Annotated in this window: 12 protein-coding genes; 5 read left to right on the forward strand and 7 right to left on the reverse strand. The window is 71.8% G+C overall.

The window, feature by feature from the left end:
• The first annotated feature begins 184 nt into the window (after positions 1-184).
• Entirely contained in the window at positions 185-2137 is a 1953-nt protein-coding gene (locus ACWC94_RS27610; protein WP_450799798.1) for a S53 family peptidase, read from the forward strand.
• A gap of 74 nt (positions 2138-2211) precedes the next feature.
• On the opposite strand, the gene ACWC94_RS27615 is transcribed toward ACWC94_RS27610, so the two are convergent.
• From ACWC94_RS27615 to ACWC94_RS27630, 4 genes are all read right to left on the reverse strand, one after another.
• Complete coding sequence (locus ACWC94_RS27615) at positions 2212-3429, reverse strand: MFS transporter (RefSeq protein ID WP_450799799.1); 1218 nt, start codon at positions 3427-3429, stop codon at positions 2212-2214.
• A gap of 93 nt (positions 3430-3522) precedes the next feature.
• Entirely contained in the window at positions 3523-4491 is a 969-nt protein-coding gene (locus ACWC94_RS27620) for an endonuclease/exonuclease/phosphatase family protein (protein ID WP_450799841.1), read from the reverse strand.
• A 266-nt stretch (positions 4492-4757) separates the two neighbouring features.
• A complete protein-coding gene (locus ACWC94_RS27625) occupies positions 4758-5387 on the reverse strand; it encodes a TetR/AcrR family transcriptional regulator (protein ID WP_450799800.1) in 630 nt (209 codons plus the stop codon).
• 76 nt (positions 5388-5463) lie between these two features.
• Entirely contained in the window at positions 5464-7050 is a 1587-nt protein-coding gene (locus ACWC94_RS27630; RefSeq protein ID WP_450799801.1) for an MFS transporter, read from the reverse strand.
• A 199-nt stretch (positions 7051-7249) separates the two neighbouring features.
• Between ACWC94_RS27630 and panB the strand changes: the two genes are divergently transcribed.
• From panB to ACWC94_RS27645, 3 genes are all read left to right on the forward strand, one after another.
• Complete coding sequence (gene panB, locus ACWC94_RS27635) at positions 7250-8116, forward strand: 3-methyl-2-oxobutanoate hydroxymethyltransferase (protein WP_450799802.1); 867 nt, start codon at positions 7250-7252, stop codon at positions 8114-8116.
• Between the two features lie 208 nt (positions 8117-8324).
• A complete protein-coding gene (locus tag ACWC94_RS27640; protein WP_450799803.1) occupies positions 8325-9350 on the forward strand; it encodes an ATP-binding cassette domain-containing protein in 1026 nt (341 codons plus the stop codon).
• The gene (locus ACWC94_RS27645) at positions 9347-10156 is read left to right on the forward strand and encodes an ABC transporter permease (protein ID WP_450799804.1); all 810 of its coding nucleotides are present in this window, start codon (positions 9347-9349) and stop codon (positions 10154-10156) included. Before ACWC94_RS27640 ends, ACWC94_RS27645 begins: the two co-directional genes overlap by 4 nt.
• Positions 10157-10164: 8 nt before the next feature.
• Here ACWC94_RS27645 and ACWC94_RS27650 read toward each other — a convergent pair whose 3' ends face one another.
• Both ACWC94_RS27650 and ACWC94_RS27655 read right to left on the reverse strand, forming a co-directional pair.
• Positions 10165-13434, reverse strand: a complete 3270-nt coding sequence (locus ACWC94_RS27650) for a BTAD domain-containing putative transcriptional regulator (protein ID WP_450799805.1) — start codon at positions 13432-13434, stop codon at positions 10165-10167.
• 14 nt (positions 13435-13448) lie between these two features.
• The gene (locus tag ACWC94_RS27655; RefSeq protein ID WP_450799806.1) at positions 13449-13928 is read right to left on the reverse strand and encodes a DUF6578 domain-containing protein; all 480 of its coding nucleotides are present in this window, start codon (positions 13926-13928) and stop codon (positions 13449-13451) included.
• Between the two features lie 116 nt (positions 13929-14044).
• On the opposite strand from ACWC94_RS27655, the gene ACWC94_RS27660 reads away from it, so the two are divergent.
• On the forward strand, positions 14045-14845 hold the full coding sequence (locus ACWC94_RS27660; protein ID WP_450799807.1) for a site-2 protease family protein: 801 nt from the start codon (positions 14045-14047) through the stop codon (positions 14843-14845).
• Here the strand turns inward: ACWC94_RS27660 and ACWC94_RS27665 are convergent.
• On the reverse strand, positions 14835-15053 hold the full coding sequence (locus ACWC94_RS27665) for a hypothetical protein (RefSeq protein ID WP_450799808.1): 219 nt from the start codon (positions 15051-15053) through the stop codon (positions 14835-14837). The two genes, ACWC94_RS27660 and ACWC94_RS27665, sit on opposite strands and share 11 nt — an antisense overlap.
• Positions 15054-15062 lie beyond the last annotated feature (9 nt).

Raw genomic sequence — 15062 nt, forward strand, 5'->3', positions numbered from 1 at the left:
TTCGCCTTACCTGACGGGCACTTGAGCTTCTCTTGACCTTTACGTTCCCCTGGCATGAACGGTTCATCGACAGAGTGACCCCCATCATGTGATCCATTCGACCGGCCGAACCGCCGCGGGCCGGCGCGCGGACGCGTGACGTACCGACCACTACATGCATGCGAACCGCATCGCAGGGGGTTCTATGAGATCCAACCGCGCCAAGCTGCGCGCCGTGAGCATGGCAGCGACACTGCCCATGGTCGCCGGCGCTCTGGCGCTGGGCATACCCGCGGCGCACGCCGCGGACAGCCCCGCTCGTGACGCACTGAAGGGCACCAAGCCGCTGTGGGCCACGCCCAAGGCGGACAAGGGCGCGACCCCGGACAGCGCCAAGGTGAACGCCCGGGTCTACCTGGCCGGCAAGGACGCGGCGGGCCTCGCCGCCTACGCCAAGGCCGTGTCCGACCCCAGCTCGCCGCTGTACGGCAAGTACCTGAACGCCAAGAAGGCGCAGGCCCGCTTCGGGGCCACCAAGGCCCAGGTGGCCGCCGTCAAGTCCTGGCTGACCTCGGCCGGTCTGAAGGTCACCGGGGTCACCTCGCACTACGTCGCCGTCTCCGGTGACGTGGCCGCCGCCGAGAAGGCGTTCGGCACCCAGCTGCACAACTTCGCCAAGGGCTCGGCGACCTACCGCGCCCCGGCGCAGACGGCCTCCGTGCCGGACAGCCTGAAGGACGCCGTCCTGACCGTCACCGGCCTGGACAACGCCCCGCACAAGTCGAACCACGACGACCAGCTCCCGCCGCCGGACGCCGTGTTCAAGAACTCGGGCCCGTTCTCCTCGTACTACGGCTCGAACATCGCGACCACCCTCCCGGACGCGTACGGCGGCAAGATCCCGTACGCGATCAAGGGCTACACCGGCAAGCAGCTGCGCTCCGCCTACGGCGCGGGCAGCTACACCGGCAAGGGTGTCCGGATCGCCATCACGGACGCCTACGCCTCGCCGACCATCGCCTTCGACGCGGGCAGCTACGCGCAGAAGCACGGTGACGCGGCCTGGAAGACCGGCCAGCTGCACCAGGTGCTGCCGAAGAACTACACCAAGACCAAGGAGTGCGGCGCCGCCGGCTGGTACGGCGAGGAGACCCTCGACGTCGAGGCCGTGCACGCGGTCGCCCCGGCCGCCGACGTCACCTACGTCGGCGCGGCCTCCTGCTACGACGCCGACCTGCTCGACTCGCTCAGCAAGGTCGTCGACAACCACCTGGCCGACATCGTCTCCAACTCCTGGGGCGACATCGAGGCCAACCAGACGCCGGACCTCGCCGCCGCCTACGACCAGGTCTTCCAGCTGGGCGCGGTGCAGGGCATCGGCTTCTACTTCTCCTCCGGTGACGACGGCGACCAGGCCGCCAAGTCCGGTACGAAGCAGGTCGACACCCCGGCCAACTCGGCCTGGGTGACCGCGGTCGGCGGTACCTCGCTGGCCGTCGGCAAGGACAACGCGTACCAGTGGGAGACCGGCTGGGGCACCGAGAAGGCGACCCTGGCGGCCGACGGCAAGAGCTGGACGAACTTCCCCGGCACGTTCACCTCGGGCGCGGGCGGCGGCACCAGCAAGACCGTGCCGCAGCCGTACTACCAGAAGGGCATCGTCCCGCAGGCGCTGGCCACGGCCAACAACGCCGCCGGCAACCGCGTCGTCCCGGACATCGCGGCCATCGCCGACCCGAACACCGGCTTCCTGGTCGGCCAGACCCAGACCTTCCCGGACGGCTCGCAGCAGTACAGCGAGTACCGCATCGGCGGCACCTCGCTCGCCGCTCCGGTGATCGCGGCGGTCCAGGCCCTGGCCCAGGAGGCGCGCGGCGGCAAGGCGATCGGCTTCGCCAACCCGACGATCTACGGCAAGTACGGCAAGCAGGGCGTCTACCACGACGTCACGGACAAGCCGACCGGCACCGACCTGGCGGTGGCCCGGATCGACTTCGTCAACGGCCTCGACGCCTCCGGCGGCCTCGCGACCTCGGTCCGCAGCCTCGGCAAGGACAGCTCGCTGTCCGCGGTGAAGGGCTACGACGACGTCACCGGCGTGGGCTCGCCCGCGGGCGGGTACGTCGCGTCGTACGCGAAGGGCGCCAAGAAGCACTGACGCTCCGCTGAACGGGAAGGGACCCGGGGTCGTGAAGACCCCGGGTCCCTTTGCGTGGTGGGCGAAAGGCCGGGTCAGTGGTGCAGCGCACCCGACTCCTCCGGAAGGTGCGAGGTGATCACCCGGCCCGACGGCGGAGTCGCCCTGCGGCGGTCCACCGCGTACGCCACGCTCGCCACGCCCAGCCCCAGCACCGCCAGCATCGCGCCCGCCAGCGCGGGGGACGTCGTACCGAAGCCCGCGGCGAGGGCGAGGCCGCCGATCCAGGCGCCGCCGGCGTTCGCCAGGTTGAAGGCCGCCTGGTTGGCGGAGGAGGCCAGGGACGGGGCCGCGGCCGCCTTCTCCATCACCATCAGCTGGAGCGGCGAACCCGTGACGAACGCCGCCATACCCAGCAGGGCGACCCCCGGCGCCGCGCTCCACTGCGCGCGCATGAGCAGCGGGAAGAGCAGCAGGACCGCACCCAGACAAGCCAGGCCGCCGAACAGGGTTCCGCGCAGGGAGTGGTCGGCCAGCCGTCCGCCCAGCAGGTTGCCCGCCGTGGCGCCCACACCGAACAGCGCGAGCAGCAGGGTCACGTTCGTCTCGGCGTAGCCCGCCGTGTCCGTGAGCATCGGGGTGACGTAGCTGTAGGCCGCGAAGAGCGCGCCGAAGCCCGCCACCGTCGTACCGAGGGCCAGCCAGACCGGGAGGGAGCGCAGGGCCGCCAGTTCGCCGCGCAGGCCCGCCGACGTCGCGGCGTGTTCGCGCTCGTGCGGGATCAGGAGGGCCAGCGAGGCGATCGCCGCCAGGCCGATCAGGCTCACGCCCAGGAACGTCGCACGCCAGCCCAGGTGCTGGCCGACCAGCGTCGCCACCGGCACGCCCGCGATGTTGGCGACGGTCAGGCCGAGGAACATCAGGGAGACGGAGCGGGCCTTGCGCTCCGGCGGGACCATCGACGTCGCCACGACCGCGCCCACGCCGAAGAAGGCACCGTGCGGCAGGCCGCTGAGGAAGCGGGCGGCGAGGAGGGAGCCGTTGCCGGGGGCGAGCCCCGAGAGGGCGTTGCCCGCCACGAACAGGGCCATCAGGGCGATCAGGACCGTGCGGCGGGACATGCGGGCCGTGAGCGCGGCGAGCACCGGGGCGCCGATCACCACACCCAGCGCGTACGCCGAGACCAGGTGTCCGGCGGTGGGGATCGAGATGTGCAGGTCGTCCGCGACGTCGGGGAGCAGCCCCATCATCACGAACTCGGTCGTGCCTATGCCGAAAGCGCCGACGGCGAGAGCGAGCAGGGCCAGGGGCATGAAGGGCCTGTGCCTTTCAAGGGAGGGGGAGTTCCGTGCCAAGCTTATGTTCAGCAACGGAACAAAGACGCCCGGGCCCGCTATTCCACCGGGTTACGAGGATGTGTCCAGCTTCACACGGGCGGCCACCGGAAGGTGATCGCTGCCGGTGCGCGGCAGTGTCCACGAGCTCTCCGGCTCCATGCCCCTGACCATGATCTGGTCGATCCGCGCCATCGGGAACGACGCCGGCCAGCTGAACCCGAAGCCGCTGCCCGCCGCGCCCTGCGTGGAGCGCATCTGGGAGGTGACGGCGTTGAGCGAGCGGTCGTTCATCGTGCCGTTCAGGTCACCGAGCAGGACGACCCGCTTCAGGGGCTCGTCGGCGATGGCCTCGCCGAGCGCGTCGGCGCTCTTGTCGCGCTGGCGGGCGGTGAACCCGGCCTCCACCTTCACCCGTACCGAGGGCATGTGGGCGACGTACACGGCGACGGGGCCCCGCGGGGTGGTGACGGTGGCCCGCATCGCGCGCTGCCAGCCGAGCTTGATGTCCACCGCCCGCGCATCGCTCATCGGGTACCTGCTCCACAGGCCGACCGTGCCGACGACCGCGTGGTACCGGTACGTCGGTGCGAGCGCCTTCTCGTAGACGGCCACGGCCGTACCCGGGACCTCCTCCAGGGCCAGGATGTCGGCGCCGGAGGAGGCGACGTCACGGGCGGTCACGGCGGGGTCGGGGTTATCGGCGTTGACGTTGTGGGTCGCCACCATCAGGTCGCCCCCCGAGCCCGACTTGTCGGTGAGCAGCCCGCCGAAGAGGTTCAGCCACACGATCGCCGGGAGCACCACGGCGATGAGGGCGGTCGCCGACTTCCGGATCAGGCCGAGCAGCAGCAGGACCGGGATGGCGAGGCCCAGCCAGGGCAGAAACGTCTCGGTCAGACTGCCGAGGTTGCCCAGCCGGTTCGGGATGCGCGAGTGCACCAGCATCACCAGGGCGAGGAGCAGGGCGAGGACCGCGAGGACGATGCCGCGGCGCCAGACGCGTGGATCCCCGCGCCAGCCGGCGAGCAGGCGGTGCATCAGGCGTCGAAGCCGGGATCCCGGTCGCTCGGGCCCCGAGCCGCCGTCCGCCGTCTCCGTCATGTACGCCTGCTGCGCCATACCGTCTGCCTCACTGCCTGCCGTGCACACCGTCGTCCCCGTGTTCTTCCGACCCTAGGGGATGATCGGCTCCGTTCCCGCCGTCCCATGACGGCCGTACGGAAGACGAGGACGTACGAGGCGGGGCGGGGAGTTCCGTTCGCCCCCGGACGGCCGGGGTCTGTGACGAAACGCGCACATGAGTGCTACGAGGCTGTCGAGCTGACGGGCCGTAGGCCTTCCAGGACCGTGTCGACGATCTGCTCCGCCAGCCCCTCGGGCAGTTCGGCGTCCGGGCGCAGCACGGCCCGGGTCAGCATGGGGCCCACGATCATGTCGTTGGCCAGTTCCAGGTCGACATCGGTGCGCAGTTCGCCGTTCGACTGCCCGCGGCGCAGCACGTCCAGACCGAGGGCGCGGCGTGGCGCCACGACGTTCGCGTGGTACGCGGCCCAGATCCTGGGGCTGCTCTTCATCTGGGCGTGGGCGTTGTGCAGGATCGCCGACGTCCGGCTGGCGAGGCCGCGCTGGCGCAGGTTCTCCAGCAGGACGACGAGGTCGTCGCGCATGGACACGCCGGGGAGTTCGGGGTCGGCGGGTTCGACGGCGCGCACCACGTCGATGAACAGTTCCTCCTTGCCGCTCCAGCGGCGGTAGATGGTGGCCTTGCCGACCCCGGCGGTGCGGGCGATGCGCTCGATGGAGAGTTCGGCGAGGGGCACGCCGTCCTCCAGGAGCTTCATCACGCCCTCGATGATGGCGCGTTCCACGGCCTCGCTACGGGGCCTGCCCCGTACGGGGCCGACCGGGCGCGGCCGGCTTTCGGCAAGGCTCACGTCGATCCGTCCTCTCACTGTGCTGCGGGAATTGTCCCGCAGCCGCCTCCTTCCCCCGTGGAGCCGCGGTCTCTCGTCAGTCGGCGGCCGCGACCAACTCCGTCTCCTTCTCGCCCTCCTCGGCGGCGGGCGGCTTGCCCGGCAGGAACAGGGCCGTGACGACGGCGCCGACCAGTGCGACGCCCACCCCGCACAGCGCGGTGACGTGCATGGCGTGCAGGAACGCGTCGTCGGCGGGCGTGACCAGGGCCTTGCCCCGCGGCCCGAGCTTGCCGGCGACGCCGAGGGTGGCCTCGATGGACTCGGCGGCCTTGTCGCGCAGGGCGGGCGGCAGCATGCCGAGCTTGCCCTCGATGCCGTTGCGGTACGAGGTGGCGAGCACCGAGCCGAGGACGGCGATGCCGAGCGCGCCGCCGACCTGGCGGAAGGTGTTGCTGAGCGCGGAGGCGGAGCCGGCCTTCTCGCGCGGCAGCGCCTGCATGATGACGACCGAGGTCGGCGTCATGATGTGCGCCATGCCGGTGCCCATGAGGAAGAAGACGACCTCGAGCAGCCAGATCGGCGTGTCGGCCTCGAAGGTGGCGAACATGGCCAGCGTCGCCGCGATCAGCACCAGGCCGGCGGTGGTGGTGGCCTTGTTGCCGAACCGGTCGACCAGCAGCCGGGCGCGCGGCGCGAAGATCAGCTGGGCGACGGCCAGCGGCAGCATCAGCACACCGGACTCCAGGGGGGAGTAGCCGCGCACGCTCTGGGTGTAGAAGACGCCGAAGAACGTGACTCCCATCAGCGCGAAGAAGACCAGCGCGATGGCGCTCATGGCGGCCGAGAAGACCTTGTTCTTGAAATAGGTCACGTCGAGCGACGGGTGGTCGCTGTTCTTCTCGAAGACGACGAAACCGGCCAGCACGACGAGACCGGCGATGATCGTCGCCAGCACCTTGGCGTCGGTGAAGTCGGCGAGCTCGCCGCCCTTGATGATGCCGTAGACCAGCAGGACGAGGCCGACGACGGACAGGACGACGCCGACGGGGTCGAGGCGGCCCGGCCGGGGGTCGCGGGAGTCGGGCACCAGCCAGGTCATCAGGATCAGCGCGAGGATCACGATGGGCACGTTGACGAAGAAGACCGAGCCCCACCAGAAGTGGTCGAGGAGGGCGCCGCCGGTGATCGGCCCGATGGCGATGGCGAGGCCGACGCCGCCCGCCCAGATGCCGATGGCCTTGGGCTGCTCCTCGCGCTCGAAGACGTTCATCAGGACGGCGAGGGTGGCGGGCATCACGAAGGCGGCACCGAGGGCCATCAGGGCGCGGTAGGCGATCAGCTGGCCCGGCGAGCCGGACTCGGCGGCGAGCATCGAGCCGATGCCGAACACGGCGATGCCACCGAGGAGCACCTTCTTGCGGCCGAGGCGGTCGCCGACGAGGCCGGCGGTGAACAGCAGGCCGGCGAAGACGAGGGTGTAGGCGTTGATCGCCCACTCGATCTGGCCCTGGGTGGCGCCCAGGCCGGTCGGCGCGGGGCTGGAGATGGTCTTGATGGCGACGTTCAGGATCGAGTTGTCGAGCACCACGATCAGCAGGCTCAGCATGAGCACGCCGAGGATCGCCCAGCGGCGCCGGTGCACCGCTTCCGGTATTCGGGAGGCAGGGACGGGACTTGTCATGAGTTCGAGCCTACGACCATTTCGATACGGAACGGTCTCGTATCTTAGTTCTTTACCAAGGTCTTACACGCGGCGGCCCGGTGGCCCCGGGCCGGGATCACAAGGGCCCCCTCTGGTCCTGGCTGGCACGAGGTGCCACCATGGAGACGATCCGGGGACGCCGTCAGGGCGCCTCGAGATGACTGAAGGAGCCGTTGCCATGACGCAGCTTTCGGCTGCCCAGAACAAGCCTTCCGACGGCAGCAAGGCGCTGTACGGGGGGAAGGGCACCCGCCGCATCACCGTCCGCGACATCACGCTCGCCAAGGAGCGGGGCGAGAAGTGGCCCATGCTCACCGCCTACGACGCGATGACCGCGTCCGTCTTCGACGAGGCCGGGATCCCGGTGATCCTGGTCGGCGACTCGGCGGGCAACTGCCACCTCGGGTACGAGACGACCGTGCCCGTCACCCTCGACGAGATGACGATGCTGTCGGCGGCCGTCGTCCGCGGTACGACCCGCTCCCTGATCGTCGGCGACCTCCCCTTCGGCTCCTACCAGGAGGGCCCGGTGCAGGCGCTGCGCTCGGCGACCCGGCTGGTGAAGGAGGCCGGGGTCGGCGCGGTCAAGCTGGAGGGTGGCGAGCGGTCGCACGAGCAGATCCGACTGCTGGTGGAGTCCGGCATCCCGGTCATGGCCCACATCGGGCTGACCCCGCAGTCCGTCAACGCGATGGGCTACCGCGTGCAGGGGCGGGGCGAGGAGGCGGCGCAGCAGCTGCTGCGGGACGCGAAGGCCGTGCAGGACGCGGGTGCGTTCGCGGTCGTCCTCGAGCTGGTGCCGGCGGAGCTGGCGGCCGAGGTGACGCGGGTGCTGCACATTCCGACGGTGGGGATCGGCGCCGGCCCCGAGACCGACGCACAGGTCCTGGTCTGGACGGACATGCTCGGGCTGACCTCCGGCCGGGTCCCGAAGTTCGTCAAGAAGTACGCGGACCTGCGTGAGGTCATGGGCAACGCGGCGAAGTCGTTCGCGGAGGACGTCGTCGGCGGAACGTTCCCGCTGGAGGAGCACTCCGTCCACTGAGCCATCGCGGCACCACCGGGCAGCCCGCCGATCTTCCCCCGTCGGCGGGCTGGCCCCTTTTTGCGCCTGAACCGGCGCCGCTCTCGCGGAGGTGGTTGCTCGCCGTCGTGGTTCCTCAATTGATGGTTGCGGTGGTCGTCGGGAGGTTGTCGGTGGCTGTCGGTGGGCTGTCGGTGGTTTGTCGGTGGGCCCTGGCACCGTCTTCCCCATGACGCGAATCGATGACAACCCCGTCGGCGCGAGCCACGCGGTGACGGTACGGGGACTGGTCAAGCACTACGGCGAGACCAAGGCGCTGGACGGGGTGGACCTGGACGTGCGCGAGGGCACCGTGATGGGTGTGCTCGGCCCGAACGGCGCCGGCAAGACCACCCTCGTACGGATCCTGTCCACCCTGATCACCCCGGACGCCGGCCGGGCCACCGTGGCCGGCTACGACGTCGTACGGCAGCCCCGCCAGTTGCGCCGGGTGATAGGCCTCACCGGGCAGTACGCCTCCGTGGACGAGAAGCTTCCCGGCTGGGAGAACCTGTACATGATCGGCCGGCTGCTGGACCTGTCCCGCAAGGACGCCCGCGCCCGCGCCGACGAGCTGCTGGAGCGGTTCTCCCTGACGGAGGCGGCCAGGCGGCCGGCGAGCACGTACTCCGGTGGTATGCGCAGGCGGCTGGATCTCGCCGCCTCGATGATCGGCCGGCCGGCCGTGCTCTACCTCGACGAGCCGACCACCGGGCTCGACCCCCGTACCCGCAACGAGGTGTGGGACGAGGTGAAGGCGATGGTCGGCGAAGGGGTCACCGTGCTGCTGACCACCCAGTACATGGAGGAGGCCGAGCAGCTCGCCTCCGAGCTGACGGTGGTGGACCGCGGCAAGGTCATCGCCACCGGCGGCATCGAGGAGCTGAAGGCCCGCGTCGGCGGGCGCACCCTCCGGGTCCGGCCGGTCGACCCGCTGCGGCTGCGCCCGCTCGCCCGCATGCTGGACGAACTGGGCATCACCGGGCTCGCCGGCACCACCGTGGACACCGAGACCGGGACGCTGCTGGTGCCGGTCCTCAGCGACGAACAGCTGACGGCCGTGGTCGGCGCGGTCACCGCGAGCGGCATCACGATCTCCTCCATCACCACCGAACTGCCCAGCCTGGACGAGGTGTTCCTGTCCCTCACCGGCCACCGCGCCGGTACCCCGCAGGACACCACGCCCGCCGACACCCGCCAGGAGGTCGCCGTATGAGCGCCGCCACCGTCACCGACACCGACGTCCGCATCCCGCTGCGCGGGCACCTGCGGCACACCGGCGCGCTCATCCGCCGCAACCTGCTCTGGATCCGCCAGGACCCGGAGTCGATGTTCGACGCGCTGCTGATGCCGGTCGTCTTCACCCTGCTGTTCGTGTACGTCTTCGGCGGCTCGATCGGGCAGGCGCTGGGCGGCGGCCAGGGCAGGTACGTGCAGTACGTCATCCCCGGCATGATCGCGATGATGAGCATGACGCTGTCGCAGGGCGTCGGCACCGGGTTCAGCCAGGACTTCAACAGCGGCGTGATGGACCGGTTCCGGTCGCTGCCGATCGGCCGCGGGTCCGTGCTGTTCGCGAAGATCGCCGTCGAGCTGGCCCGCATGCTGTTCGCCACGACCGTGCTGATGGTCGTCGCCGTGCTGGTCGGGTTCCACATCCACCACTGGGCCGGCCTGTTCGCGGCCGTGGGGCTGTCCGCGCTGTTCGCCTCCTCGATCATGTGGGTGTTCCTCACCCTCGGCGTGATCCTGAAGAACGCGCAGTCCGTGCAGGCGATGGGCTTCCTGGTGCTGTTCCCGCTGCAGTTCGGTTCCTCGATCTTCGCGCCGCCGAATTCGATGCCGGGCTGGCTGCGGCACTTCACCGACTACAACCCGCTGTCCACGCTCGCGGACGCGGCCCGCGGTCTGATGGACGGCGGACCGGTCGCGCATCCCCTGTGGGTGACGCTGGCCTGGTCGGTGGCCATCACGGCGGTCATGGCACCGGTCGCCATCCACAAGTTCCGCACCAAGAGCTGAGCCGTGACTCAGATCAGGGCGGTGGCCTCCGCGAGGGAGAGGCCACCGCCCTCGGCGTACGCGGCCCGGTAGGCCGGCTCGTCCAGGACCCCGCGGATCCGGGCCTCGGTCAGGTCGTGGCAGCGCAGCTCGACGCCGGAGAGGATGTGGCCGGCCGGCAGCAGGGCGTCGGCGGCGCCCAGGCAGCGGGCGGCGTCGGCGGCGCGGCTGCCGCCGTCCAGTCCGGCGAGGGCCGTCGCCGCGGTGGTGAGGCAGACGGAGTTCAGATGCGGGGCGATGGTCTGGGCCAGCGGGTCGCCCGTGAGGTGCATCGCCTGCCGGCACCGGTCCAGGGCGGCCTCGGCCCGCCCGTCGAGAGCGTCCAGCCAGGCCTCCTGGCAGAGGATCATGGAGTCGAAGACGACGAAGTGCGCGATCTTGAACTCCTCGCGCAGCAGCTGCAGTTGCTCCCGGGCCTCGGCGATGCGACCGGTCAGGCCCAGCCAGCAGGCGAGGAAGAGCCGGGCGGCGGGCATCGCCTCGTTGAGGGAGCCTTCCTGGCTCGCGATGACGTCCCGGAGCAGCTGTTCGCCGCGCTCCGAGTCGCCGGTCTCCATGAGCACGCTGCCGAGTCGGGCGCGGAGGACGGCCATCTGGCCGCGGGCGCCGAGGCGTTCGGCCTGTTCGATGGCCGCCCGGTAGTCCGCGGCGGCCTCGCGGTAGGCGCCCTGGCGTTCATGGGCCTCGCCGCGGGCGGACAGCGCCTCGGCGGTGCCCCAGGTGTCCCCGAGGCGGCGGAAGATCTCCAGCGATTCCTCGGCGTCACGGGTGGCGTTGCGGGCCCATTCGGCGCGGTTGGCGCGGAGGTTGGCGCGCAGCTGCAGGGTCAGGGCCAGTTCCCACTCGAAGCCGGGGGTGTCGCGGCAGGTCTGGACACAGGCGTCGATGACGGTCCACATCCGCTCGGCGCCGCCGGTCAGCATGACGGCGAAGAACCAGAGCAGGCCGGGCACCCGGCAGGTCTGCGGCAGCCCGGGCTCGTAGGTCTCCACGATGGCCCGCAGCTTGGCCTGCGCCTCGGGCGTCTGCCACGTCCCCAGGTCGTGGTCCATGCAGGAGAGATGGGCGAGGTGGACACCGCGCCGGGCCTCGGCGAGGACCTCGCCGGTGTACGGGGGCGGGGCGTCGGTGCAGCGCTGCCACAGCGGCGGGGCGGGGCGGGCCGGTGCGACGAAGGGGTCGGGGCCGAGCGCCATGACCTCCTCGCACCAGGTGCGGGTCTCGATGCGCTGGTCCCGCATCTGCCAGAACCCCACCAGGGACAGCACCAGGCACAGCGCCTCCTGCTCGTCGCCCGCGGCGACGGCGTGCCGCAGGGCGGTGCGCAGGTTCTCGTACTCCAGCTGGAACCGGTCGACGGCGGTGCGCTGCTCGCGGCCGCGCAGCAACGCGTCGGTGGTACGGGCGAGTTCGCGGTAGTACGTCAGGTGGGCGCGCTCGGCGTCGGCGCGGCGGCCGGTCTCGTCCAGCCGTTCGCCGGCGTACTCGGCGACGGTCTCCAGGAGCCGGTAGCGCATCCCGCCGTCGGCTGCCGCGCCCGGCAGAGGGGCGGCCACCACCAGGGACTTGTCGACCAGGGAGCCGAGGGCGTCCAGTGCGACGGGGCCGCACACGGCCTCGGCCGCGGCCAGGTCGCAGCCGCCGGCGAAGACGGACAGCCGGGCGAGGACGTCCCGTTCGTCGGCGTCCAGCAGCTCCCAGGACCAGTCCACGACGGCCCGCAGGGTCTGCTGGCGGGGCAGGACGGTGCGGCTGCCCGAGGTGAGCAGCCGGAAGCGGTCGTCGAGCCGGTCCGCTATCTGCCGCGGGGTGAGCATGCGCAGCCGCGCGGCCGCCAGTTCGATCGCCAGGGGCAGTCCGTCGAGCCGCCGGCAGATCTCGGCGCTCGCCCCGGGATCGTCCTCGGTGCGGAATCCGGGCCGGGCCGCCGCGCCCCGGTCGGCGAGCAGCCGCAGCGCGACCGGCTCCGGCAGCGGCTCCACCGGACGCACCAACTCCCCCGGCACACCGAGGGGTTCCCGGCTGGTGGCGAGGACGGTCAGCCCGGGGCAGCGGGCCAGCAGCCGCTCGGTGAGGTGGGCGGCGGCCTCGACGACATGCTCGCAGTTGTCGAGCACGATCAGCATCCGGCGCCGCGCGCAGTGCTCCACGAGCCGTTCGAGGGGGTCGTCGTACCGGTCGGCGACCGCGCGGATGCCCTCGGCGCCGGCACCGTGCAGCACGGTCTCGCGGGCACCGATCGCGGTGAGCACGGCCTGCGGTACGGCGTCGGGGTCGTCCACGGGTGCGAGCTCGGCCAGCCACACCCCGTCCCGGACGGTGTGCCGTACCGCTTCGGCGGCCTCCTGGGACAGCCGGGTCTTCCCGGCGCCGCCGGGCCCGAGGAGGGTGACCAGGCGGGCGGCGGCGAGGTCGGCGCCGATGGCCTCGATGTCGGCCTCCCGGCCGACGAAGGAGGTGAGCCGGGCGGGCAGGTTGCCGAGGGCCCGGCGCTCGGGCTCCGGCGGAGCCTGTGTGAGCAGCAACTCCGCGTGCAGGGCGCGCAGTTCGGGTCCGGGGTCGGAGCCGAGCCGGTCCGCGAGCAGCCGTCGTACGTCCTCGTAGGCGGCGAGTGCCTGGGCCGGGCGGCCGGTGTCGCGCAGGGCGCGCAGCCTGAGCGCCTGCAGCGGCTCGTCCAGCGGGTGGTCGTCGCACAGGGCGGTCAGCCCGGGCAGGGACTGCTCGGCGTGCCCCAGGGCGAGGGCGGCGGTGTGCCGGGCGCGCAGGGCGTCGCGGCGGCGGGTCTCCCAGCGGGCCGCCTCGGCGGTGTGGTCGGGCAGGTCGGCGAGGGCGGGACCGCGCCACAGGGCGAGCGCGTCGTCGAGGACGGCGGCTGCCTTGGCCGGGTCGCCGTCGGCGAGTGCGGCGAGGCCGTCGCCGGTCAGCCGCTCGAAGCGGGTGAGGTCGACGTCGTCGGGCGCGGCGGTGAGGCGGTAGCCGCCGTCGGCGGAGGCGACGGCGTCCGCGCCGAGGGTGCGGCGCAGCCGGCCGACGAGCGCCTGCAGCGCTCCGGCGGCGTCGGCGGGGGGCTCGGCGCCCCACACCTCGTCGACCAGTACGCCCACGGGCACGGTCCGACCGGTCCGCAGCGCGAGCACGCCCAGCAGGGCGCGCAGCCGCGCCCCGCCGACCGGGACGGCCGTACCGTCGGGGCGGAGTACCTGGGTGGGGCCGAGCAGGCGATAGCGCACGGGGTCCATTGTCTCCGGAGTGGTCAGGGGCGGTCACGGCGGTGCGCCGGTGCGCCCTCGGGGATGTCGAGGGTGACGAGGGCGCCGACGGCGCGGCGGACGCGGTAGGGAACCCGCCGCGGTGGCCGCTCCTCGTCCTGGAAGCCCCCGAACCACTTGGGGCACCGGTCGACGGGCTCCAGGGTCCATGCGCCGGGCACCGGTTCCAGCCTGCGCCCGGTCCCCTGGATGATCACCGTGCCGGGCGCCGGGTCGGCGGGTTCGGGGTCGCGCGGGTCGTGGTGGGCGGTGTACTCCTGGTGCACCAGGTCGATGGCGTGGACCCGGCCGACGGTCCTGCGCTTCGGGCCGCCGTGGTTCTCCACCCACGCCCGGGCGCCGTACCAGTGGCCGCTCCGGGGCTCCTCCGCGTCGACGGCGACCAGCCGCCAGCCGACCTCCTGGCCGACGCCGAACGGCCTGCCGCAGCACTCCATCTGCCAGTCCTCGTAGAACACCCTCATCCGTGGCATCCCCCCAGGCTTCCAGGAACCGGACGGCGAGCGCGAGGCGTTTCCCCCTCGCGTGCGCGGCCGGTACGGTCGCACTCGACCGTCCCCGTCCGCACAGGAGTCTGCCGATGACCACCGCCACCTCCCGCCGCGGCGAACGCCGAGTCAGTCCGGTGTTCGTCGGGATCCTGGCCGTGACGGCGGTGACGGGCTGGGCCACCTGGAGCGGGTACGCGGCGCAGCCGGGCGTCGCGGTGTTCCTGTTCGTGACGGCGGCCTGGATCGTCTCCCTGTGCCTGCACGAGTACGCGCACGCGCGCACGGCCCTGCACGGCGGGGACATCACGGTCGGCGCCAAGGGCTATCTCACACTGAATCCGCTGAAGTACACGCACGCGCTGCTGAGCATCGTGCTCCCCGTGCTCTTCGTGATCATGGGCGGGATCGGTCTGCCGGGTGGCGCGGTGTTCATCGAGCGCGGCCGGATCCGGGGCCGCTGGCGGCACAGCCTGATCTCGGCGGCGGGCCCGCTGACGAACGTGCTGTTCGCGGCCGTGTGCACCGCACCGTTCTGGCTGCACGCCCTGGACGGCGTCCCCGCCGACTTCCAGTACGCGCTGGCGTTCCTGGCCCTGCTCCAGGTGACGGCCGCGCTGCTGAACTTCCTGCCGGTGCCGGGCCTCGACGGCTACGGCGTCATCGAGCCCTGGCTGTCGTACAAGGTGAAGCGTCAGGTGGAGCCGTTCGCGCAGTTCGGCCTGCTGTTCGTGTTCGCGCTGCTGTGGGTGCCGTCGGTCAACACCGTGTTCTTCGACGTCATAGACACGCTGCTGCGGCACCTGGGCGTGGGCGACTTCCCGCGCTACTGCGGTCAGGAGCTGTACCGCTTCTGGCAGGGCACCCCCGAGATCTGCCAGGTCAACCCGTGACGGACTCGCCCTGCGCGGCGCCGGCCCGGCCGCGCTTGGCGTAGTACCAGGTCATGTTGGACGTCAGGCCCGCCAGCAGCACCCACACGATCCCCAGCCAGCTGCCCTGGACGAAGGAGACGACGGCGGCGGCCACGGACAGGACGCAGACGACGAGGGCGTAGAGGGCGAGTCGCCGGGTCCGGGCGGGCGGGGGCACGGGAGGCATGGGGTCGGC

It is taken from the genome of Streptomyces sp. NPDC001135 (assembly GCF_053598395.1).